Origin of the sequence: Xanthomonas arboricola pv. juglandis (genome assembly GCF_001013475.1) — a bacterium.
Classification (GTDB): Bacteria; Pseudomonadota; Gammaproteobacteria; order Xanthomonadales; family Xanthomonadaceae; genus Xanthomonas; species Xanthomonas arboricola.
The window spans coordinates 157,795-180,008 of record NZ_JZEF01000001.1 but is presented as its reverse complement, the minus strand read 5'-3'; the positions used below and the strand labels follow the sequence as shown (position 1 = coordinate 180,008).

Genomic DNA, 22,214 nt, shown 5'->3' with positions numbered 1-22,214 from the left:
CGCAATGCACGCGGCGGCGGCGCAGTTCGACGCGATGGTGATCGGCGCCTCGGCCGGCGGCGTCATGGCCTTGCAGGCGCTGCTGTCCAGCCTGCCTGCGGACCTGCCGATGCCGGTGCTGGTGGTGTTGCACCTGCCGCGCGACCGCACCAGCCATCTTGCCGAGCTGATGGATGCACGCTGCGCCTTGCCGGTGCGCGAGGCCGAAGACAAGCAGCCGCTGCTTGCCGGCAGCGTGACCATCGCCCCGCCCGACTACCATCTGCTGGTGGAAACGCGCGACAGTCTGGCGTTGTCGATGGATGCACCGGTGCTGTTCTCGCGCCCGGCGATCGACCCCTTGTTCGAATCGGCGGCCGACGTCTTCGGGCAGCGCCTGCTGGCGATCCTGCTCACCGGCGCCAGCAGCGACGGCAGCGCCGGCGTGGCAGCCGTGCGCGCGGTCGGTGGCACCGCCTGGATCCAGCGCCCCGACGATGCCGCCTCACCGCTGATGCCCGCCTCCGCTCTCGCCTATGCTGGCGCCGATGCGGTGCTCACCCTGCAGGCGATCTGCAGCCGACTGGAAGCCTTTCACCCATGAATCTCACCGCGACCGGCCTGGCTGCGCACGGCAATGGCGACGAACCCGCCAAGCTGCTGATCGTCGACGACGTGCCACAGAACCTGGTGGCGACGGAAGCGCTGCTGCAGCGCGACGGCCTCCAGGTGCTGTGTGCCGCGTCCGGCGCGCAGGCGCTGGAGCTGCTGCTCGAACACGATGTGGCGCTGGCGCTGCTGGATGTGCACATGCCGGAAATGGACGGCTTTTCGCTGGCCGAACTGATGCGCGGCTCGCAGCGCAGCCGGCATGTGCCGATCATTTTCCTGACCGCATCGCCGAACGATCCGATGCGCGCCTTCCAGGGCTACGAAACCGGCGCGGTGGATTTCCTGCACAAGCCGATCGAGCCGCACGTGATCCTGAGCAAGGTCAATGTGTTCATCGAGTTGTACCAGCAGCGGCGCCTGCTCAAGGCACGCAACGCCTCGCTGGAACGCGCGCTCACCCTCAACGAAACCATGATGGCCGTACTCACCCACGACCTGCGCACCCCGCTGTCGGTGATCCTGCTGTGCGCCGACAAGCTCAGCCTGGATGTGGAGGCCGATGGCTCGGCCGCACGCACGCTCGATCACCTGGAAAACAGCGCGCGGCGGATGGCGCGGATGGTCGAGCAGCTGCTGGATTTCTCACGGCTGCGCAGCGACGGGCTGTCGATGCAATTCGGCCCCTGCAATCTGGGTGAAGTCACCCATAGTGTGGTGGGCGAAGTAGCGCAGGCCAATCCGCACACGCCGATCGACCTGCGTACCGAAGGTGATCTGGACGGCGATGGCGATGGCGATCGGCTGGCCCAGGTCGTGTCCAACCTGGTCGGCAACGCGGTGCTGCATGGCGGCAGCCAGCCGGTGCGGGTGCATCTGGACGGACGCGAACGCGACACGCTGCGGCTGTCGGTGCGCAATGTCGGACGCATCCCGGACAGCCTGATGCCGCGCCTGTTCGAGCCGTTCAAGGCCAGCTTCCATGCCAGCCAGGGCCTGGGGCTGGGCCTGTTTATCGCCGACCAGTTCGTCAAGGCGCACGGCGGTACGCTGCAGGCACGCAACGAAAGCGGCGACGTGGTGTTTGAAGCCGTGCTGCGGCGACGCAATCTGGCCGCGTAATCGCGGCCAACGGGGCGACCAAGCATCACGCCGGGCGTTCGCCGCGGCGCCCGGCAAGGCGTGATGGGTGATCGAAGCCGGTGCAATCCGGGGCTGGCGGCCTGTCGCAAGCCCAGCCCATCGCCACAACACAATCCCTCTGACGAACTCATCCAGGACGCGGCACGCAGCGTGCCGCGCATGCGATACGAGAACGAAACCGGGCACGACAACGGTGTGCATGGTCATGCGAGCGCGACCAGTGCTCGCCATCCGGATGCACCGTATGCTCGCATTCCACGCGCGGGCGACATCCATCGCGGCGCCGCATTCCAGCTTGTTTCGGTCGCACCAGCATCTGTTCGTCATCATTAGGCGCACGCCGTGCGCCGTGTCTGAGGAGGTGGTCATGTCGTATGTGGATGGGTTTGCGCTCGCGGTGCCGACGGCCAACAAGGCCGCGTTTCTGGAACATGCCCGCATGGGCGATGCCATCATCATCGAGTACGGCGCGCTGCGCGTGGTGGAGTGCTGGGGCGATGACGTCCAGCATGGACAACTGACCGACTTCCATCGCGCGGTCGATGCCGGCGAGGACGAAACCGTGGTGTTTTCGTGGATCGAATGGCCGGACAAGGCGACCCGCGATGCGGGCATGCGCAAGATGATGGACGACCCGCGCATGGACCCATCGGTCAACCCGATGCCGTTCGATGGCAAGCGCCTGATCTACGGCGGCTTCGTTCCGATCCTGAGCCTGGGGCAATCGGGCTGAGCACTGCAGCGCGCGTGCGCCAGCTTGTGGCATGAGCGCCGCACGCCCGGTGTTGCGTTCGTGGCCGACGGCACCGGACCTTCGGCGATGGCAGTTACACTGGCCGCATGCAGCCGCACTTGCCGCCATGGCGTGCGAGCACAGCGACTGCATTGCCTGCCACCGGAGACCGCCGCATGACCGACGCACCGCTTTTGATCGCCTGCCCGAGCTGCGCTGCGATGAACCGTGTCGCAGCTGCGCGTCTGCGCGATGCACCCAACTGCGGCAGTTGCCACAAGCCCTTGTTCCTGGGGACGCCGGTGGCGCTGTCGGGCACCGATTTCGACAAGCATGCGGTGCGCAGCGCGCTGCCATTGGTGGTGGATTTCTGGGCGCCGTGGTGCGGGCCGTGCCTGAGCATGGCGCCGCAGTTTGCCGCAGCCGCGGCACTGCTCGAACCGCAGGTCCGGCTGGCGAAGGTCGATACCGATCTGCATCCGGCACTGGGCACGCGCTTCGGCATCCGCAGCATCCCGACCTTGCTGGTCATCCGCGGCGGCAGTGAGCTGGGCCGTCACTCCGGCGCGGTGAGCAGCGCGCAGATCGTCAGCTGGGTGCAGTCGGTGTTGCGCAGCCGTTGATACAAAAAACCCGCTGCATGATGTACGCAGCGGGTCTGGTTCTGCTGTCGGCATCACTGCGACACGCGCAGTGGTGCAGTCGATCGATCAATCACCGGGAGCGGCTGACCAGAGCACTGTGCAGCCGCTGGCGACTTTTCAGTCGCTCTTACTGCCAGTTGACGTTGACCGACACGCCCACCACGCGCGGCTCGTTGTACACCGCAGCCATGTAGTTTTCGATCACGCCCTTGACGTTCTTCTCGTTGGTGATGTTGCGCGCAAACGCCGCCACTTCCCACGCACCATAGCCGCCGGTGTAGCCAAGCTTGAGGCCGCCTTCGAAATTGCCGTTGGCGCGGAACTCGGTGGAGTCGTACAGCACGAAGCTGGTTTCGCCCTGCTTGTTCCAGTCGGTGGAGACGAAGAAGGCGCCATCGTTGCCCACCGGGATGTCGTAGCGCGCGGCCAGGTTGAGGTTGTACTTGGGCGCGTTGGGCAACGGGTTGCCGTCGATCTGCGCAAAGGTGTTGGCACCGACGCGGATGGTCGGGTCGTTGACCGTGCACACCACCACGCCGTTGAGCGCACAGGCCTGCGCGTAGACGCGATCGTCGTGGATTTCGCTGTGCAACAGGCTCAGGCCGACGGTCAGCGACAGGTTGGAGATCGGGCGCCAGTCCAGATCCGCCTCCAGGCCGTAGGCCTTGGCCTTGTCGGCATTGAACAGCACGCCGTTGCCGTCCGAATCGTTGCCGTTGAGCTGGATGTCGTCCACCGTGTAGGTGAAGCCGCTGACGTTCAGACGCAGGCGGTTGTCGAACAGGCTGCTCTTGATGCCGGCCTCCCACGACAGGATGGTTTCCGAATCGGCGGTGGTGAAATCCGAATTGAACACCGCGCTGCGGCCCTGGATGGTCGGACCGCGGAAACCGCGTGCCACGCGCGCATAGACGCTCAGCTCGGGATTGATCTCATACATCGCGCTGAGATCCCAGCTGGGCTGGGTATCGGACATGCGCACGTCGCGACGGCCGCGATAGGTCACCGCACCGGCGGCGGTATCGGCGGTCTTGAGCAGGCGGGTTTCCTTGCTGTCCTTGGTCTGGCGCAGACCGGCAGTCAGGGTGAGTGCGTCGGTGGCTTTGTAGCTGAGCTGCCCGAACCCGGCCCAGGAGGTATTGGTGTTGCGCAGGCGCACCCAGTTGTTGGGGTTGCGCGCGGCGGTCTGCAGGAAATACGCACGCTGATAGAAATCGGTGGTGTCGCGCCCGTCGAAGTAGAACGCGCCCACCTGCCATTGCAGAGCGTCGTCGCCTTCGCTGGCCAGACGCAGTTCCTGGGTGTACTGATCCAGGTCGCGGATCTGCCCCATCGACTGGCCGAAGCCGTTCGGCACGCCGTTGACCGGGTAGTTCGCCGCGGCGCCGCCATCGGTGTCGCCGCGGCTATAGCCGGAGGTGGTTTCGTAGGCGGTGATGGAGGTCAGCGACACGCCGCCGAAATCGTAGATCGCCTTGATCGAGCCGCCGTCGGTCTGATACGCCTGCGGGTTGTCGTGCGCCTCGTCGTAGGCCACGCGATCGCGCGGCACGTCGACCTTGTCGCTGCCGCGCGTGACCGCATTGCGCAGGAACAACGTGGAGGTGCCGTCGTAGTCGCGCGTGTGCACCGAGCCCAGCAGCGAAAACGCGTCGTTGGGCTTGAGCAGCAGCTGCAGGCGCGCATTGCGGTCGTTGTAGCCGCCCATCGCATCCTTGCGCGGGGTACGCGTGCCGTCGGCGCTGCTGCCGGCGAAGGTGTTGTCCACCCAGTCGTCGCGGTGCTGGTACAGGGCCGACACACGGAACGACAGCACGTCGTTGATCGGGCCGCCGAAGCCGCCGTCCAGCGACACCGTGTTGTAGCTGCCGTAGCTGGCATCGACGCGGCCGGTATAGGTATCGCCGGGTTTGATGGTGTCGAACTTGACGATGCCGGCGGTGGTGTTGCGGCCGAACAAGGTGCCCTGCGGGCCGCGCAGCACTTCGACCTGGTCCACGTCATAGACCGGGTTGGACTTGAGCACCACGTGCTCCAGCACCACGTCGTCCTGGATGATGGACACCGGCTGCGAAGCGCCGAGGTAGAAATCGATATTGCCCAGGCCACGGATATAGAAGCGCGGGAAGATGCGCCCGGTGGTGGTCTCGGCATAGAAGCCCGGCACGCGGCCGGACAGCGCCAGCAGTGTGTCGTCGCCACCGGCGGTGAACTCGCGCATCGCCGCGCCCTGCACCACGCCCACCGACACCGGCACTTCCTGCAGGTTCTGCTCGCGGTGTTCGGCAGTGACGGTGACCGTATCCAGCGCGGTCGGGCTGCCCTCGCTCTCGCCCTGGCGCGTCGGCGCCTGCTGCGCAGAGGCAGCGGCGGCCAGCGAGGCAAGCAGCAGGCCGGCGCAGGCACGCGCCAGCGGCGTGCGCTGCAAGGCGGCGCGACGGCGTGCGGGTGCGTGCGTGGTGGCGGACGTCAGGGACGCGGAGACAGACGAGTACAGCGACATGCGAGATGATCCTTGGGTAGGTGACGCGAGGGGTGACACGGAGGCAAACGCGGCGATCAACATGACTGCGCGGCGATCAGGCGGGCACGGCCGGTACTTGGAATCGGCACGTCGCACTCGTACACGCCGGTTCCTCCCCTACCGTCCGTGCCCACTTGACAACCGCTCGCCACGTTTTGTTGACCACTCCAGCGTCCGTCGACACCGGGCATGCCGGCCGACGACGCTAGGTGGCGCCGCGCGCACGATATGTCAGCAATGTTGCAGCTCTATGGCAAGCGTGCCGTTGCGCACATGGCCGCCGTTGCAGAGCCATGCCGCGGCGCGCGCCAGGCATTTCGAAACGGCATGCCTGCGCTAGCCGCGTGCTGGCATGCTGGCGCCATGCGGACGCGCTCAGCGGCGAGGGACAGAGCTTGAAACGACTTGGATGGATGGCGGGCGTACTGGCCGCGGTGAGTTGTCAGCTGGCGCAGGCCGGCAGCGCGGTGATCAGCCGGATCGACTACCAGGGCGATGATGGCGGCCCGGTACCGACCGCGGCGCAGTACCGCAACCCGGTCGTGGCCGGTTTCCATCCGGACCCCTCGGCGGTCCGCGTGGGCGACGACTTCTATCTGGTCAACTCCAGCTTCGGCTATTTCCCCGGCCTGCCGGTGTTCAAGAGCCGCGATCTGGTGCACTGGACGCAGATCGGCAACGCGATCGATCGCCCTGATCAAATCAAATACGGCAACGACGAACTCACCCGCGGCCTGTTCGCCGCCAGCATCAGCCACCACGACGGCACCTTCTACATCGCCAACACCTGTTTCTACTGCGATTACGGCAATTTCCTGATCACCGCCAAGGACCCGGCCGGGCCCTGGTCGGACCCGATCTGGCTGGATGCCAAGGGCATCGACCCATCGCTGTTCTTCGACGACGACGGCAGCGCCTGGCTGGTCAACAACGATGTGCCGGCCGGCAAGCTGCGTTACGACGGGCACCGCGCGATCTGGCTGCAGCGGCTGGATCTGGCCAGCATGAAACTGGTCGGCACGCGCCAGGTGCTGGTGGATGCGGGCTTCCAACCTGCCAGCAACCCCGAGCATATCGAAGGCCCGCATCTGTTCCGCCGCGATGGCTATTACTACCTGACCGCAGCCGAGGGCGGCACCGGCGAGCAGCATGCACAGATGATCTACCGCAGCCGCCAGATCGCCGGGCCATATCAGCCCTGGAGCGGCAATCCAGTGCTGACCCAGCGCGATTTGGACCCCAGCCGCAGCGCGCCGATCACCTCCGCCGGTCACGCGCAACTGGTCGAATTGCAGGACGGCTCCTGGTGGGCGGTATTCCTGGCCACCCGCCCGTATCAAGGCAACCACTACACCCTGGGTCGCGAAACCTTCCTGCTGCCGGTGCAGTGGCGCGACGGCTGGCCGGTGATATTGCCGCACGGCACGGCAGTGCCTGCGGTCGCCACGCGCCCGCCGCTACCGGCAGGCACGCAAGACGCACCCACCAGCGGGCCGATGCAGTGGAGCGAGCATTTCCAGGACGCACGCGTGCCGATGCAATGGATGACCATCCATCCGCCAACGACGCCGTGGTATGTCACCGGCCCGCAGGGTCTGCGCATCACGCCCTCGAGCGTGGCGCTGGGCGATATCGGCCGCGGGCAGCCGGCGTATCTGGGCCACCGTCTGCAGCATCACCACGCCACGCTGGCGGCGACCGTCGATGGCAGCACGCTGGCAGCGGGCGAACAGGCCGGGCTGGCAATCGTCGCCAGGGAAACGCATTACCTGGCCTTACTGCTGGTGCGCGAGGATGCTGGCATGTCGGTGGTGCTGTCGCGCCGCGCCGGGACGCAGGAGCCAGGCAGCGGCACCGTGCTGGCGCGCGCGCCGCTGGCCGATGCAACCCAACCGGTCACGCTGCGCTTTGCCCTGGATGGCGCACGCGTGCATGTGGATTACGCAGTCGGCAGCGGCCAGTGGCAGACGCTGCTGGAACAGGGCGATGCCCGCATGCTCAGCACCGACAGCGCCGGCGGTTTCCTGGGTGCCACGTTCGGCCCCTACGCGTACGCGCAGTGAGCGCACGCCCGCCAATGACACGCCGGCGCTGCCGGCGCACTGGACAAGCATCCACTGCAGCCAGGCGCGCGCAACGCGGCGCGTTGGGCACAGGCAGCGCACACCTGAAACACACGTAGTTCGACATTGGATTGGACGCGGTCAACGCCTGAGGCGGCGCGCGCACATCGTCGTCATCGTCGCGCGGCAGACGCAGGCACCGACAGCTGGCGCCTACGCGCGTAAACCGCGTCAGGCGCGGGCGGCGATCACGCTGCTATCGAGCATCTGCCCGACCATGTTGAGCAGGTCGTTGAGGCTGAAAGGCTTGGGCAGCAGCGCCATGCCGTCGGCCAGGAATTCCTGGCGGGTGGCGGCATTTTCGGCGTAGCCGGTGATGAACAGGATCGGCAAGCCGGGCCGCAGCGCGCGCGCAACGTCGGCCATGTCGCGCCCGTTCATGCCGGGCAGGCCGACGTCGGACACCACCAGATCGATCTCCACCCCGGCGCGCAACTGATCCAGCGCGCCGTTGGCATCTTCGGCTTCGACCACGTGGTAGCCGGCATCGCTGAGCACCTCGCTCACCATCATGCGCACCACGTCGGTGTCGTCCACCAGCAGGATGCGCTCGCTGCGGGCACGGGGCGAACTCGGTGCCGGTGCCGGCGGCACTGCGCTGGCGGTGAGCCCGCGCGGCAGCAGCAAGGCCACCGTGGTCCCGCGGCCCACGGTGCTGGTGATGCGTGCGGTGCCACCGGACTGGCGCGCAAAGCCATAGGTCATCGACAAGCCCAGGCCGGTGCCCTCGCCGATCGGCTTGGTGGTGAAGAACGGCTCGAAGACCTGATTGAGAATCGCAGGCTCGATGCCGCTGCCGTTGTCGATCACGTTCACCGCCACGTAATCGCCATCGTCCAGTTCCGGATCGCCTTGCGCGGTATAGGCCGCGCTCTGGATGCGGATGGTGCCCCGGCCCTTCAACGCGTCGCGTGCGTTGATCACCAGGTTAAGCACCACGTTTTCGAGCTGATTGGCATCGGCCACCGCCACCAGCGGCGTGTCCGCCAGCTCCAGTTCCAGCACGATGTTCTCGCCGATCGAGCGGTGCAGCATGTCTTCCAGCGAACGCACGCGTGCATTGATGTCGAAGGCCTGCGCATCCAGCGATTGCTTGCGTGCAAAGGCCAGCATGCGCTGGGTCAGCGCGGCGGCGCGATGCGCCGAGCCGGTGGCGATCTCGGCCAGCCGCGGCACCCGCTCGATGCGGTTGGACTCGACCGCCAGCTGGATCATGTCCAGGCCGGAAATGATGCTGGTCAGCAGATTGTTGAAGTCGTGCGCGATGCCGCCGGTGAGCTTGCCCAGCGCTTCCATCTTCTGCGCCTGCAGCAACTGGATTTCGGTGCGCTGGCGCTCGGCGATCTGGTGGGCCAGCTCGGTGGTGGCGGTATCCAGTTCCTGGCGCTGCTCGCGCTCGCGCAGGCGCTGTTCGGTGACGTCCTCGACCAGCAGCAGGCCCAGATCCGGTTCGCGATACGGCGACACGCGCCACTCGGTTTCGCACACCTTGCCCTCGCGCAGGATCGACAAGGCGCCACTCCAGCGCTCGCGCTGCGCCAGCGCGTCGGTCAGCGCCTGCACGGTGGCGGCCTGGTCCACGCCGGGCACGGCAAGCGCCTCGCCGGGCGTGACGGTACCGATCAGGCGCTGAAACGCCGCATTGGCCTCATGCGTGTGCAGCCTGGCATCGACCACCGCAATCGGTGCGCTGATGTGCTCGAAGATCTCGCGGAAGCGTGCCTCGCTGATACGCAAGGCGTCTTCGGCCTGGCGCGCACGCAACAGGGTGCGCAGCGTGGCGACCAGCACGCTGGGGTCGACCGGGTGAATCAGGTAGGCGTCGGCACCGGCCTCCAGGCCGGTGATCATGTCGCCGGTGGCAATCGATGCCGCCGACACGTGCACCACCGGCAGCAACGCGGTGCGCGGCTCGGCGCGTAGCGTGCGCACGATGTCAAAGCCGCTCATGTCCGGCAGATTGACGTCCAGCACCACCGCAGAGAATGCCTGCTCGGCCAGCTTGGCCAGGCCGTCGGTGCCGGTGCCGGCTTCGTCGACCACGAACTGGTGATGTTCGAGCACGCGGCGCACCGAATAACGCGTCACCGCGTTGTCGTCGACCACCAGAATGTGCGGCTTACTGCCCAAGTGCATCCTCCGCTGCCAGCGTGACCGGCAGCACCACGAAAAATTCCGAGCCCTGCCCGACCACGCTGTTGATCCCCACCGTGCCGCCCAGCAACTCGGCGAACCGCTTGCAGATCGACAGCCCCAGACCGGTGCCGGTGAGGCGTTTCTGCAACGGCGAATCCACCTGTACAAAATCCTCGAACAAGGCGTCGTGAAGCTCGGCCGGAATGCCGATGCCGGTGTCCTGCACGCCGAAGCGCACATGGGTCTCGCCTTCCAGCTGCGCGAACACACGCACATGGCCTTGCGGGGTGAACTTGAGCGCGTTGGAAATGAAGTTGCGCAGGATCTGCGCCAGCTTCTTGTCGTCGGTATAGAGCATCGGCAGCACCGGCGGATCTTCGAAGATCAAGGTGGTGCTGCCGGCATCGGTGAGCGGGCGGAACATGCCGCGCAAGGCCGCAAACAGGTCCATCAAGTCGAACCAGCCCGGCGAGATGGTGATGCGCCCGGCCTCGATCTTGGCCAGATCCAGCAGGTCGTCGACCATCTCGGTGAGCTCGCGCGCCGAGGCGCTGACAAAGCGCACCTGCTTGGACTGCTCGGCAGTCAGCGGCCCGTCCATGCCGTCTTCCAGCAGCCGCGTGATGCTCAGGATCGAGCTGAGCGGGGTGCGGAACTCGTGGCTCATGTACGACAGGAAGCGGCTCTTGAGCTCGGACACGTCGCGCAGCTGTTCGGCCTGCTGATCCAGCTCGGCATACAGCGCCAACACGCCCTGGTTGGTCTCTTCCAACTCTTCGCGCAGGGCCTGGTTCTGCTGCCGCAGCGCGTCGAGTTCGGCCAGCGGATCAATCGGCGATGCCGCACCGGAAGCATTCATTGCAGGCCTCCCAGCCGCATGACAAACACGCCGCAATCGTCGCGGCCTCGCGTGTAATCGCGCAACAGCACCGCCGCAATCAGACGCGGATGGCGCGATAGCAGACCCGGGTGATCGCGCAGGTTCCAGCGTGACTGCAGGCCATCGCTGTGCATGATGAGCAGCTTGCCGGCGGCGTCCGGAAAATCGAACGGCTGCGCCTTGCGAAACTGCACCCCGACGATGCCCGGATGCGACGGCATGCCACGCACGCCGTCGCCATCGCACAGCGACGCGACGATATTGCCCACACCGGCAAAGCGCACCCGGCCGGTACTGCTGTCGAATTGCGTCACCGCCGCCGCGCCGCCGCGGGTACCGGACATGCCGGCATGCAGCTGCGCGATGCGCTCGCCGGGCTCGCCGCTGGCCGTGGTTGCAGCGCGCATCCCGGCGTCGGCAGCATCGGCAGCGCCGGGACCGTGGCCCAGGCCATCGATCACGGTGACGGTCGCCCGCTGTTCGCCAATCGCCAGATGCCAGGCATCGCCGCATACCGTTTCGTTGTGCAGCGGCAGACGGATGGCGCCGTACGGCACGTCCAGCTCGGCGCGTTGCTGCACGAACAGCCGTGCCATCACGACCGCGCCCTTGGCATCGGAATACGCGTCCAGCACCTGCGCCTGGCGCTTGATCGCGCCCAGCCCGGTGCCCGGCGTCCCGGCGGTGGAATAGCCATCGCGCAGGCCGTCCACGAGTGCGAACCCGGGGCCGCCGTCGATGGCGCAGATCTCCACGCCCATGCCCTGACGTGTGACCACCGTGGACAACTGCAGCCAGCCGCCACGTCCATGCTTGACCATGTTGGTGGCAAGCTCGGTGGCCACCAGCGCCACGCGCCCGCCGGCGGCCTCATCGAAACCCAACGTCAGTGCCAGCGCCGCCGCCTCGCGCCGTGCCTGCCCGACCTGGCTGGTTTCGTCGACGCGAAACGCGCGCGTGACCTCGCCAGCAAGCATCACTTCCATTTGGTGATGGTGATGCGCGTGCCCTTGCCGGCTGCGGTGTCCAGCACGAAATCATCCACCAGCCGACGGCTGCCGGACAGGCCCAGTCCCAGTCCGCTGCCGGAGGTCCAGCCATCGGTGAGCGCCAGATCCAGGTCGGGTATGCCGGGGCCTTCGTCGCGGAAGGTCAGCTGCACGCCCTTGCGGATGCCGCTTTCCACCAGGGCCCAATCCATGTCGCCGCCGCCGCCGTAGATCACGGTGTTGCGGGCCAGCTCGCTGGCTGCGGTGACCAGCTTGGTCTGGTCGACCAGACGCAGGCCGCACTGCACCACCAGCTTGCGTACCGTCTGCCGGGCCAGCACCACATCCTGTTCGGTGCGCACCGGTTGCGAACCGGTGGTCATGAATCGCGATCGGGTTGCTGCAACAGGCGCATGCCGCGTTCGACATTGAGCGCGGTGCGCACCGACGGCAGGGTCAGGCCCAGCTCGACCAGCGTGATCGCCACGGCCGGCTGCATGCCCACCACCACGGTCCTGGCATCCATGATCGCCGCCAAGCCGGAGATGGTGCTGATCATGCGGCCGATGAAGGAGTCGACGATGTCCAGTGCGGAAATGTCGATCAGCACGCCGCGCGCGGAGGTGGCGCTGATCTTTTCCGACAGGTCTTCCTGCAGCGTCATCGCCAGTTGGTCGTGCATGTCCACCTGGATGGTGACCAGCAGCAGGTCGCCCATCCGCAGGATCGGGATGCGCTCCATGTCAGCCTGCCTTGCTGACGGTCACGCCGATGCGCTTGAGCGCCAGCGCCAGCGCGTCGGACAGGTTGGCCTTGGTGACGATGCCCTGCAGGTCCAGGCCCAGGTGCACGATGGTCTGCGCGATCTGCGGGCGCACCCCGCTGATGATAGCGTCGGCGCCCATCAGGCGGATCGCAGTGACGGTCTTGAGCAGGTGCTGCGCGACCAGCGTGTCCACGGTGGGCACGCCGGTGATGTCGATGATGGCGATTTCCGAGCCGGTATCAACGATGCGCTGCAGCAGCGACTCCATCACCACCTGGGTGCGCTGCGAATCCAGCGTGCCGATCATCGGCAGTGCCAGCACGCCATCCCACAATTTGACCACCGGGGTGGACAGCTCCAGCATTTCTTCCTGCTGGCGCACGATGATGTCTTCGCGGGTCTTCTGGAACGCCTTGACGGTGTACAGGCCCAGACGGTCCAGCAGCTCGGACAGCGCCCACAGCTGCTGGCCCAGCTCCTCAGGCGTATCGGCATACTCGCGCTGCACCAGCGCAAACAGCACCCGCTTGAGCGAGAAGATGAAGTTGGCGGTTTCCTGCGAATCGAAGCCGCGGGTGGCGCGGTCACGCGACAGGTTTTCCAGGAAACGACGTACCTCGCTCCAGTCGGCGCTGTCCAGGCTACTGCCGCCGTCCTTCAGGGAAGCGACCAACAGATGCAAAAAGTCCGCACTCTGGGTTTCGATGTCCTGCCGGGAAATCCGTCCATCGCTGCCCAGGCTGGAGCCCAGCCATGCAGCCAACAATGCACTTTCCTGGCCACGAATCGCATCGATCGAGCGCTGCTGCAATGCCACCATGAGATCACCCGCCGAGAGTAAGAAGAGAGAAGGCTGGGCATGCGGGACGATGGCGCCCCCTATCTGGCGCGGCGCCCCCACGCCGAAGCGCAGCAGAATAAAGCAATTCAGTTTCGGCAACCAGCGACGAACCTGTAGCGGTCAGAGGAACGTCCAGACAGAGTTTGACATTGCGGCGCACGCGGTGAACGTGAGCGCGACCACGCCTGCAAAGATGCGATGACTGCCGTCCCGTTCCCTTGCCACACGGGCGCGACGATTGCAGGCGCGACGGCAGCCGGTTGGCGTCCGCCGCCGGCTCGGCCGTGCATGCAGCCGCCGACCGCTGCGCAACGGTGGTCATGCTTTGCGGGCAGAGCGCGCCTGACACCGGCCCAGACCGATCGGAACCGCGCATCCCATGCCAGCGGAGGCGCCCGCTGCGCCGGCGGGCCCGCTTGTCCACAACCGGCACCGCATGCAACGCGCTGTGCCATCGACAGGGTGTCTGCAGGGCGGCCGGGCATGGTCTGATCGCACCCTGCTTTTTCTCAGGTGGTTGCCCTCCATGTCATCGCTGTTCTCTCCTTATCAACTCAAGGACGTCACGCTGCGCAACCGCATCGCGATTCCTCCCATGTGCCAGTACACCGCCGTCGACGGCCTCAGCAACGCATGGCATCAGGTGCATTACGCCAGCATGGCGCGCGGCGGTGCGGGCCTGGTGATCGTCGAAGCCACCGGCGTCTCGCCGGAAGGACGCATCACCCCCGGTTGCCTGGGCCTGTGGAACGACGCCCAGGCCGAGGGACTGGCGCGCATCGCGGCATCGATCAGCGCTGCCGGCGCCGTGCCGGGGATCCAGATCGGCCACGCCGGGCGCAAGGCCAGTGCCAACCTGCCGTGGGAAGGCGACGACCACATCGCCGACGGCGACCCGCGTGGCTGGGACACCATCTCGCCCTCGGCGATCGCCTTCGGCGGTGGCCTGCCCAAAGTGCCGCGTGAGATGACGCAGGACGACATCGACCGCGTGCGCGGCGATTTTGTCGCCGCCGCGCAGCGCGCGCGCGATGCCGGCTTCCAGTGGCTGGAGCTGCATTTTGCGCATGGCTATCTGGCGCAGAGCTTCTTCTCGGTACACGCCAATCATCGCCAGGATCACTACGGCGGCACCGCCGAAAACCGCGCGCGGTTCCTGCTGGAAACGCTGCAAGCCGTGCGTGCGGTCTGGCCGGAACACCTGCCGCTCACCGCGCGCTTCGGCGTGATCGAATTCGACGGCCGCGACGAACAGACCTTGCAGGAAGCCATCGCACTGACGCGCAACTTCAGGCAAAGCGGCCTGGATCTGCTCAACGTGAGCATCGGCTTCAGCACCCCGACCGCGCAGATTCCGTGGGCGCCTGCCTTGCTGGCGCCTTACTCCGAACGCGTCAGCCGCGAGGCGCAGCTGCCGGTTGCCTCGTCCTGGAACATCGACGATCCGCTGGAAGCCGACCGCGTCGTCGGCGCCGGACAGATGGAGCTGGTGATGGTCGGCCGCGCGCATCTGGCCAACCCGCATTGGCCGTATCACGCCGCGTTGGCGCTGGACGAAGAACGCCCGTCGTGGGTGCTGCCGCCCTCGTACGCGCACTGGCTGGAGCGTTACGGCAAGCGCGGCTGATCGGACAGATGCGATGGACTGCGAGATTGCGGTACATGCGAATGCTTAGGTCTGCTGCGGGCGCCTCCAGCGAGTCTCCAGGGATGGATTCCCGGCGTGTCCCGACACCGGATGCGGCGCTGCGCTGCCGACCAGCGCCGCAGACCGGGCAATCTTGTGCAAGGCCTCCGCCGGTTCCATGCGAACGCTTCGGTCTGCTGCGGGCGCTTGCACCAGCGGTTGTTGTCGGTTGCTGAAAGAAATGCGAACAGCCAGATGAGCTGCACGTTCTTCCGAGCGTCCATTCCTGGCGACGTGACAGCAGATGGATGGCTTACTGATTACATCGGCCACGAAGTCCGCAGGCATCAACACGTGCTTGAAGTATTGCTTGCGGATCAGCGATAGCGATCTTGGGAGCGTGGTGCCGCGTCCGGGGGCGGGACCGTGTGGCGGCATGGATGTCGCCACCGAGCCTCCAAGGATGGATTCACGGCGTGTCCCGACACTGGATGCGGCGCCGCGCCGCCGACCAACTCCGCGCACCGATCAATCTTGCGAACGACATTTACCGGTTCTACGCGAATGTTTCGGTCTGCCGAGGGCGCTTGCACGCGTACCAGCGTGGGACACGCCGCAAGTACGTCCCTGTAGGCTCTGGCGCGGCATCCATGCCGCTCAAGGTCCCACGCCGGCACGCGCGCAAGCACCACCAGTTGTTGTCGGTTGCGGAAAGAAATACCGAGCGCCCGCTGAGCTGCACATCCTTCGGAACGTCACCATTCCTGACGACATGGCAGCAGTTGGCACGCAACCACGCATGCCAATCCCGAATGCCCAATCCCGGCGGCGGCCGCGTCAGCAGCTAATGCGCGACGAGCTTGATCGCCGCCCTACAGCCCGTAACGCTCCACCGCATCCAGATGCGGGCGCGGGTCCTGATCGCAGGCCTCGGCCAGGCGCAGCCAGCACATCGGGTGCGCCCACTGCGCGGTGGTGGCCAGCAGGACGCGATGCAGTTCCAGCGGCGGCGCCGCTTCCGGCAGCGCCACGGTGAACAGCACGCCCGGCAGACCTGTGCTCGCGTCTTCCGGGTCGAATGCGTCCGCGTGTTCCGGATCGACCACGCGATAATCGTCGCGGCTGTGCAGCCACAGCTTCCAGCCACGCGCTTCGATGTCCTGCCGCAGGGCCTCGATCGCCTGCTCGCCGGGATGCACGCCATCCACCAGCCAGCTGCTGCCGTAACCGCCCGCCTCCAGCATATGCACCTGCGCATAGGTCGGCACGAAGCGCTCGCGCTCGGCTTCGTCGTCCGGCGGCGGATACAGCAATTCCGCATCGAACACCACCCAGTCGCCGACATGCTGGCGCCGATGCGCCGGTGCATTTTCGACGATACGCGCGGTGACCGGGCCGGTGCGCCGCGCGTAGTACTCGGCTACTTCGCCGTCATCCACGCAACGCACGATCACCCAACCCCAGGTTTCTTCGACCACGCCACCGGTGCTGCTCAGCTCCATGCCGAGCGCCTGCGCCGAGGCGCGCACCGCGTCCCACTGCTGCGCCGCGCTGGCCGCGGTCATGTGATCCCAATGCGCAGAGCGCGGTTCTTCCATCAACTCGGTCAGCTGTCGATACACATCGGCGGCTTCGGCAAAACGGCCGGTGTTGAGATACATGCGCCCCAGCAAGCCGCGCGCGCCATGCGAGCCTGGCGACAATTCCAGCAACGCGGTGCAGGCCTGCTCCAGCGCCGGCCAATCGGCCAGCCGCTGGGCCAGCTGCGCCTCGCACCACAGCGCCGCCACCGGCACCAGCGGACGATACAGCTGCGCCAGCCGACGCAGGCCGGCCTCATCGCCACGGCCCAGCAGCAGGTTCATCAGCCGGAAGGTCGGGCTGGTTTCGCGATCGGCATGCCGCTGCACGAATGCCCACAGCAGCGCGATCGCCTCATCGTCGGCCGCACACGCACTCAATGCCGACGCCGTGGTATCCACCAACTCGGCATCGTCGGGAAGCTCGGCCACTGCCTGCAGCAACCACTGCGCCTCGCGCTCGGGGTTACGCGCCACGTCCTCGGCCTGCGCGTCCAGCCATTCCAGCAACTGCCCGGCGGCCACCGGCGCCGGCTCGCCCGCCGGTGCGGTTTCAATACGCACGGCCAGCCCGTCCAGCAGTTGGGTGGCGCCACGGTCCTGGCGCAGCTTGGGCACGTGCGCACGCGCAAGCGCCAGGTGCCGGCGTGCAGTCCATACCGCACCACGCTGCAATGCGAGCTCGATCGCCATCTCGGCCGCGTCGATCAGGATGCGATGCGCACCGACCTGCGCGTAATGATCGAGCATCACCTGCAGGCGGCCGCCCAGATCCCAGGTATTGCGCTCGGGCTGGTGCGACACCAGCACCACCACCGCACGCAACCAGTGCAGGCGGTAGCGCGGCGCGACCTCGCGCCACGGCAGAAAGGCCTCCAGCGCTTCGTCGTCGCGATTCAACATTGCCAATGCACGGGCTTTCTGCAAGCGCCGCGGCTGACTGCAGTTGGCCCACTCCGCCCCTTCGCGCGCGGCCTCGCGTTCGCGCTGCTCGATCAGCGCCAGCGCCTCTTCCGCGCGCCCGAGCGAAAGCAGGATCGAGATGCGCATGTCCGGCACGCCGTCGTAGATCTGCCCGCCATGCGCAACAATGGTCTGCGACTGCGCTTCCAGATAACTCAGTGCCGCCTCGCCGCGTCCATCGTCGAGCAAGGCATCGGCTTTTTCGCAGCTCAGGCACTGGTAGCACGACCAGCTCGGATCGATGCGGCCCAGCGTTTCCTCGCACACCTCGATCCGCTCTTCCACCCAGCCCGGACCATCGATATTGGCATAGCACGCGGCCAGATCCTGGGTCACGCACACCGACTGCGGGCACTCCACCGCATCGGCGCGATGCGCGCGTTCGAACAACGTCACCGCATCGCTCAGCGCACGCTCGCCCTCGCACAGATTGCCGACCCGGTTGCGCATTTCCCAATGTCCGACGAACACCTCCAGCCACGGATTGGCCAGCGTCTTGCCCAGCGCACGCGCCTCGGGCAACAGCGCTTCGGCGCGTTCGATCTGCAGGTCGCAGATATGGTCGGTCAGGCGCGTCAGTAGCTGCGCATTCTGCGGCTGCCCGGCCTCGCCCAGATCGTCCTGCAGCTTCTCTACCCAGTTCCAGATTTCCATCGTGCTGCTCCTTCGATGCGGCGCTCAGCGCGCCAGCAATTGGGTCACGGCCTCGGCAAGATCGCCGAAGGCCCGGTTCAAATCCGATCCGCCCGATGCGTTGGCACCGGGCTGCGGCTGGGTGCGCCCCTGCGCCGACACGATCACCTTCAGTGAGCGCAGCAGCCGCGCTGCCACCGCCGCCTGCTGATTGCCGGCGCGCTGCGCCGCCAGCAGCGCCTGCAACGCCGGGTTGTCGAGATTCAGATACAGCCGCTGGGTCTGCCGCGCTTCGATCCCCGCAGTGAACTGCCGGGCCAGCCGCAACGCAGCGGTGGACACGCGTTTGTCGTTCTCGTCCTGCTCCAGGCGGCGTTTCAATTCGGCCTCGCGGTCGGGCACCACCACCAACGGCAATGCCTCGGGGCTGAAGCGCGCCGGCACCAGCGCTTCGCCATCGCCCAGATGCTGTTCCAGCCAGGCCAGTTCGTCGGCCGGCAGCGTATCCAGCTGGAACAACTGCCGGTTGCCCTGCTCGGTGCCCAGCTCGACCAGGCGCACGCCCTTGGCCTGCGCCCAGCGGCGCAAGAACGGCACCACCGCGTAGCGGTTTCCGTAGGCCACAGGCACGCCCATCGCGCGGAACAGCATTTCTTCGAAGCCGCTGTCGCTGTCCAGGATCACATGCACCGCGCCACGCGCCGGCAACTGCTGCGCCGGCAGATCGCCCTGCGAGGTCGGCACCCGCACGTGTTCCATCAACAACTCGAACAAGCGCTCGTCGCACAGCGCCGCGCCCAGCAATGCCTCGTTGTGCCGCAGCAGGATGCGCCGCCAGGCTTCCGGCTGCTGACGCGCCACATCGGCCAGGCCCTGCACCAGCGCTTCGGACAGCGCGTGCTGCACGGCCGTATAGGTGGCATCGCGCTGCAGATCCTCGCGGCTGGCAGTGGGCGTCAAGCGATTGGATTCGATCACGCCACCGATAAAGCCCGCCCACGGCGGCAGCAGTTCGCGCGCGTTGTCGTCCAGCAGCATGCCGCGCAGGAACACCGACAGATTGCGGTTGTCGCTGGTGCCGTAGGTGGCCCCGTCCTGTACCCACAGCAGGCCGACCGCATCGCTGCCCTCCTCCGCACGCACCGGCATGCAGCACAAGGGTTCGAAGTTGCGCTCGAAACGCGCGGCAAACTCGCGTTGACGCCGCCAGGCCTGTACCGGATGCAACGGCACCGCATCGTGCATGCGCCACGGCGGCGGCTCGGGATTGATCGCCTGGGTATCGGTGCCGATCCAGATCGGCTCGCGCAACAGCGCGCAATAGCGCGACAGGATCTCGCGCAACCGTGCTTCCTGGGCCAACGACAGATAGTCCTCGTGCAGTTCCAGCACCACTTCCGTTCCGACCTGCGCACGCGCCGGGATCGGACTCACGGTGTATTGCTCGGCATTGCTGGAGATATAGCAATGCCCCAGCGTCGGGCTCTGGTAGGAGGTGGTGCGCACGGTGACGCGGCGCGCCAGCACGAAGGCCGACAGAAAGCCCAGCCCGAACATGCCGATCAGGCCGCTGTCCTCATGCCCTCCCTGACGCAAGCCACGCGTATACCCCACGCCGACCGTGGCCAGATAGTCGTGAATTTCCTGCTGGGTCAGCCCGGCGCCGGTATCGATGATGCGCACGATGCCCTGGGCAGCATCGGCATGCACTTCGATGCGCGATTCGCCTTGCCAGCCGGGTTGTTCCAGACGGCGACGCAGGATCGAGTCGTGCGCGTTCTGCACCAGCTCGCGCAGCGCGACCACCGGCGTGGAATACAGATGCTTGCTGAGGACGGACATCAGTCCGTTGAGATCGACGCCTGCGCGGCGGATCTGGGAGGCGTCCGTCGCCTCGGAGATGTGATCTTGCATGATCGTTCGTCGTTTCCTTGGCCGCCACGCCCATCCTCGGACGCGCCGTCCTGGGTGGCAGTGCGAGCCATACAGGATAGCCGCAAGCCACGCCACACGCACGCGCGTCACACTATGGCTGCTTCCAGCGCGTGGCTGGGGTTCCGTCGCCACTGCAGCGCACCCTTGGGAAACGACGCGCCACGGCCTGCGTCGACGCACGGCCGTGGCGCGCAACGGCTTACCGCTGCAAGGTTTCCATCGGTGCCTCATTGAAATGCTGCCGATAGCCCTTGGCCAGGGCCGAGCGGCTGCCAACGCCCCAGCGGCTCGCCGCCTGCAGCACGCTGCCGCAGCCGCCTTCGGCCAGCAGTTCGTCGCGAATGCTCTGCATCCGGTAACGACGCAGCACCTGGGTCGGCGACAGCCCGGTGGCGGACTTGAACGCCTGCTGCAAGGCGCGCCCGGTCACGCCGATCTGCGCGGCCACCTCGTTGATCGACAGATCCGAGCGGTGCGCATTGGTGATCATGTAGGCGTAGGCGCGTCGGTACTTGGCCGGCAGCCGCGCGGAGATGTCGTCGCTGACATGTGCCGGCGTGCCGCTTTCCAACAGCCGCGGCGCCTGCACCTCGCTGCGCAGGCACTGCACCGCGCCCAACGCATACCGGTTGTACAGCAACAGCGCCTGCTCGGTCTTGCCCAGCGCCTGGCTGATCTTGGCCTGGCAATACTCGAACTCCAGATTCCAGCGCGGCGCGTGGTGCCGGCCGGCACCGGCCAGGGCGCGCTCTGCCAGATCGGCGCGTCCCACCGCCAATGCGGCAAGCGCCAGCTCCACCTGCGCATCCTGCCGGGCGCATGGCGGGCAACCGGTGGCGGCGGCCGGCAGCGCATCGATCTGCGCATCGAAACCGAAGGTGTCGCCACCGGCAATGCGCAGCAGATTACGCACGTGGCGCATGCGTTGTGCGAGCACCGGCATGCTCTCGGCCAGATCGGCGATGCAGGCGCGCAACTCGTTGGGCTCGAACGCGTGGGCCGCATCCTCCTGTCGCAGCGTGGCTTGCCAGAACACGTGGTCGCTCATCCGGTCGGCGCGACGGATGCGCAACTGCGCAATCATGTCCAGGCGCAGCGCGTTGGCGATGCGCAACCACTCGGTTGCGCCGCCGTCCAGTTCCGCCAGCACTTCGTTGGCCCGCTCCAACGTCTGCAGCGCCAGCGTGCTCTGGCCCAGATGGAAGTGGGTCATCGCCTTGCCCAGCAGGCTCTCCCCGCACAGGCAGGCCGGCGTCTCGCGGTCCATCGCCAGCTGTGCGAAGCAGTTCAATGCAGCACTCAGGCGGCGCTGGCTCAGCATCAACCAGGCGGTATTGCGGCAAGACAGTAGCCGCAGTTGGCGCTGATGCCCTCGCATTGCCTTCAAGGCGTGGCGATAGGCATCTTCGGCCTCCTCCTGATACTCGAGGATCAACAATGCATCGCCGCTGGCGCCGAGCAGGCTGACTTCATCGTCGGCGCCATCCGCGGCGGCCTGGCCGTCGCGGCGTTGTTGAAGATGTTGCAGACCTTGCGGCCAGGCACCAACCAGCATCCTGCTTGTATAGGTAGGAAGACGGTCTGCGTACGACAACGCAGAGATCGCCGCGAAGTAGGTTGGAAGGATCATGCCTGGCTCTCTCATAGGGGGGATGAGCAAAAACAACAATGCGCCGGTCTGGCTGGCGCAACCGATTGTATGCAGCGGATCCAATGGAATTTCTCACTCGAAGGCACTAAGAAAATCAAAAATCCTCACTCTGTGGTCCGGCAAGCCAGTTACTCGGGGTGCAGATAAAGGGCACTTTTTGCATACCACCGGCGGTGGCGTGCACGAGACATTGCACGCCATGCGAAGCCGTACTGAAGACAAGACGGCAGCCCAAAGCGGAATCGTGGAGCCCACTCGAACGCCCGGACTCTGCGCGGCTTAACCATTGTCCTGGCATGACGTGCCAATGCTACGTGCACGGTATTTCAGTCAATGAAAGATGCACTTCAAAACGACAGCTACCGCGTTCCATTACATCGACGGATTGCCCCGATATTCCATGCGCGCTTCAAACGCGAGCAAATCGCAATACCGTGGTATAGACCTGGACACGCCAT

Annotated in this window: 16 protein-coding genes and 1 other RNA gene; 7 read left to right on the top strand and 10 right to left on the bottom strand. The window is 66.4% G+C overall.

The genetic code is table 11. The annotated features are described in order from the left end of the window. Positions 1-4 precede the first annotated feature (4 nt). From XARJCFBP2528_RS00705 to trxC, 4 genes are all read left to right on the top strand, one after another. Complete coding sequence (locus tag XARJCFBP2528_RS00705; protein WP_024938076.1) at positions 5-583, top strand: chemotaxis protein CheB; 579 nt, start codon at positions 5-7, stop codon at positions 581-583. Further along, positions 580-1,710: a hybrid sensor histidine kinase/response regulator gene (locus tag XARJCFBP2528_RS00700; protein ID WP_016901504.1), complete on the top strand. Its 1,131-nt coding sequence runs from the start codon at positions 580-582 to the stop codon at positions 1,708-1,710. The genes XARJCFBP2528_RS00705 and XARJCFBP2528_RS00700 overlap by 4 nt, the downstream gene beginning before the upstream one ends. Before the next feature lie 388 nt (positions 1,711-2,098). Next, positions 2,099-2,464: a DUF1428 domain-containing protein gene (locus XARJCFBP2528_RS00695; RefSeq protein ID WP_024938078.1), complete on the top strand. Its 366-nt coding sequence runs from the start codon at positions 2,099-2,101 to the stop codon at positions 2,462-2,464. A gap of 176 nt (positions 2,465-2,640) precedes the next feature. Continuing rightward, positions 2,641-3,087, top strand: coding sequence for a thioredoxin TrxC (gene trxC / locus XARJCFBP2528_RS00690; RefSeq protein ID WP_016901506.1), 447 nt, complete (start codon positions 2,641-2,643; stop codon positions 3,085-3,087). 148 nt (positions 3,088-3,235) lie between these two features. Here the strand turns inward: trxC and XARJCFBP2528_RS00685 are convergent, their stop codons facing one another. Further along, the gene (locus XARJCFBP2528_RS00685) at positions 3,236-5,611 is read right to left on the bottom strand and encodes a TonB-dependent receptor (RefSeq protein WP_047124184.1); all 2,376 of its coding nucleotides are present in this window, start codon (positions 5,609-5,611) and stop codon (positions 3,236-3,238) included. Between the two features lie 108 nt (positions 5,612-5,719). Here XARJCFBP2528_RS00685 and XARJCFBP2528_RS21770 point away from each other — a divergent pair. Beyond that, a non-coding RNA gene (locus tag XARJCFBP2528_RS21770) (sX9 sRNA) lies at positions 5,720-5,796 on the top strand. 249 nt (positions 5,797-6,045) lie between these two features. Further along, positions 6,046-7,695, top strand: a complete 1,650-nt coding sequence (locus tag XARJCFBP2528_RS00680; RefSeq protein WP_047124183.1) for a glycoside hydrolase family 43 protein — start codon at positions 6,046-6,048, stop codon at positions 7,693-7,695. Between the two features lie 231 nt (positions 7,696-7,926). Here the strand turns inward: XARJCFBP2528_RS00680 and XARJCFBP2528_RS00675 are convergent, their stop codons facing one another. From XARJCFBP2528_RS00675 to XARJCFBP2528_RS00650, 6 genes are read right to left on the bottom strand one after another with little or no spacing between them, the layout of a single operon-like run. Continuing rightward, on the bottom strand, positions 7,927-9,885 hold the full coding sequence (locus tag XARJCFBP2528_RS00675; protein WP_180973866.1) for a response regulator: 1,959 nt from the start codon (positions 9,883-9,885) through the stop codon (positions 7,927-7,929). Continuing rightward, positions 9,875-10,750, bottom strand: coding sequence for a sensor histidine kinase (locus tag XARJCFBP2528_RS00670; protein WP_047124181.1), 876 nt, complete (start codon positions 10,748-10,750; stop codon positions 9,875-9,877). Before XARJCFBP2528_RS00670 ends, XARJCFBP2528_RS00675 begins: the two co-directional genes overlap by 11 nt. Then, entirely contained in the window at positions 10,747-11,757 is a 1,011-nt protein-coding gene (locus tag XARJCFBP2528_RS00665) for an ATP-binding protein (RefSeq protein ID WP_047124180.1), read from the bottom strand. The genes XARJCFBP2528_RS00670 and XARJCFBP2528_RS00665 overlap by 4 nt, the downstream gene beginning before the upstream one ends. Next, positions 11,748-12,143 (bottom strand): ATP-binding protein, encoded by a 396-nt coding sequence (locus XARJCFBP2528_RS00660; RefSeq protein ID WP_016901512.1) that lies wholly within the window; start codon positions 12,141-12,143, stop codon positions 11,748-11,750. Before XARJCFBP2528_RS00660 ends, XARJCFBP2528_RS00665 begins: the two co-directional genes overlap by 10 nt. Next, positions 12,140-12,502: an STAS domain-containing protein gene (locus tag XARJCFBP2528_RS00655; protein ID WP_016901513.1), complete on the bottom strand. Its 363-nt coding sequence runs from the start codon at positions 12,500-12,502 to the stop codon at positions 12,140-12,142. The genes XARJCFBP2528_RS00660 and XARJCFBP2528_RS00655 overlap by 4 nt, the downstream gene beginning before the upstream one ends. Position 12,503: 1 nt before the next feature. Further along, entirely contained in the window at positions 12,504-13,346 is an 843-nt protein-coding gene (locus XARJCFBP2528_RS00650) for an STAS domain-containing protein (RefSeq protein ID WP_039528520.1), read from the bottom strand. A 547-nt stretch (positions 13,347-13,893) separates the two neighbouring features. Between XARJCFBP2528_RS00650 and XARJCFBP2528_RS00645 the strand changes: the two genes are divergently transcribed. After that, positions 13,894-14,994, top strand: coding sequence for an NADH:flavin oxidoreductase/NADH oxidase (locus XARJCFBP2528_RS00645; protein ID WP_047124179.1), 1,101 nt, complete (start codon positions 13,894-13,896; stop codon positions 14,992-14,994). Positions 14,995-15,866: 872 nt separating this feature from the next. On the opposite strand, the gene XARJCFBP2528_RS00640 is transcribed toward XARJCFBP2528_RS00645, so the two are convergent. The 3 genes from XARJCFBP2528_RS00640 to XARJCFBP2528_RS00630 all read right to left on the bottom strand — a co-directional run bounded on the left by XARJCFBP2528_RS00640 (position 15,867) and on the right by XARJCFBP2528_RS00630 (position 21,660). Further along, positions 15,867-18,191: a tetratricopeptide repeat protein gene (locus XARJCFBP2528_RS00640; protein ID WP_047124178.1), complete on the bottom strand. Its 2,325-nt coding sequence runs from the start codon at positions 18,189-18,191 to the stop codon at positions 15,867-15,869. 24 nt (positions 18,192-18,215) lie between these two features. Beyond that, complete coding sequence (locus XARJCFBP2528_RS00635; RefSeq protein WP_016901518.1) at positions 18,216-20,084, bottom strand: ATP-binding protein; 1,869 nt, start codon at positions 20,082-20,084, stop codon at positions 18,216-18,218. Between the two features lie 220 nt (positions 20,085-20,304). Then, positions 20,305-21,660, bottom strand: a complete 1,356-nt coding sequence (locus XARJCFBP2528_RS00630; RefSeq protein ID WP_016901519.1) for a helix-turn-helix transcriptional regulator — start codon at positions 21,658-21,660, stop codon at positions 20,305-20,307. Positions 21,661-22,214: the final 554 nt, after the last annotated feature.

Coding starts and splice junctions, on each gene's coding strand:
- XARJCFBP2528_RS00665 (WP_047124180.1), bottom strand. CDS start 11,757: ATGGAAGTGATGCTTGCTGGCGAGGTCACGCGCGCGTTTCGCGTCGAC.
- XARJCFBP2528_RS00635 (WP_016901518.1), bottom strand. CDS start 20,084: ATGCAAGATCACATCTCCGAGGCGACGGACGCCTCCCAGATCCGCCGC.
- XARJCFBP2528_RS00685 (WP_047124184.1), bottom strand. CDS start 5,611: ATGTCGCTGTACTCGTCTGTCTCCGCGTCCCTGACGTCCGCCACCACG.
- XARJCFBP2528_RS00645 (WP_047124179.1), top strand. CDS start 13,894: ATGTCATCGCTGTTCTCTCCTTATCAACTCAAGGACGTCACGCTGCGC.
- XARJCFBP2528_RS00630 (WP_016901519.1), bottom strand. CDS start 21,660: ATGCTGGTTGGTGCCTGGCCGCAAGGTCTGCAACATCTTCAACAACGC.
- XARJCFBP2528_RS00660 (WP_016901512.1), bottom strand. CDS start 12,143: ATGACCACCGGTTCGCAACCGGTGCGCACCGAACAGGATGTGGTGCTG.
- XARJCFBP2528_RS00650 (WP_039528520.1), bottom strand. CDS start 13,346: ATGGTGGCATTGCAGCAGCGCTCGATCGATGCGATTCGTGGCCAGGAA.
- XARJCFBP2528_RS00670 (WP_047124181.1), bottom strand. CDS start 10,750: ATGAATGCTTCCGGTGCGGCATCGCCGATTGATCCGCTGGCCGAACTC.
- XARJCFBP2528_RS00705 (WP_024938076.1), top strand. CDS start 5: ATGCACGCGGCGGCGGCGCAGTTCGACGCGATGGTGATCGGCGCCTCG.
- trxC (WP_016901506.1), top strand. CDS start 2,641: ATGACCGACGCACCGCTTTTGATCGCCTGCCCGAGCTGCGCTGCGATG.
- XARJCFBP2528_RS00695 (WP_024938078.1), top strand. CDS start 2,099: ATGTCGTATGTGGATGGGTTTGCGCTCGCGGTGCCGACGGCCAACAAG.
- XARJCFBP2528_RS00680 (WP_047124183.1), top strand. CDS start 6,046: ATGGCGGGCGTACTGGCCGCGGTGAGTTGTCAGCTGGCGCAGGCCGGC.
- XARJCFBP2528_RS00640 (WP_047124178.1), bottom strand. CDS start 18,191: ATGGAAATCTGGAACTGGGTAGAGAAGCTGCAGGACGATCTGGGCGAG.
- XARJCFBP2528_RS00655 (WP_016901513.1), bottom strand. CDS start 12,502: ATGGAGCGCATCCCGATCCTGCGGATGGGCGACCTGCTGCTGGTCACC.
- XARJCFBP2528_RS00700 (WP_016901504.1), top strand. CDS start 580: ATGAATCTCACCGCGACCGGCCTGGCTGCGCACGGCAATGGCGACGAA.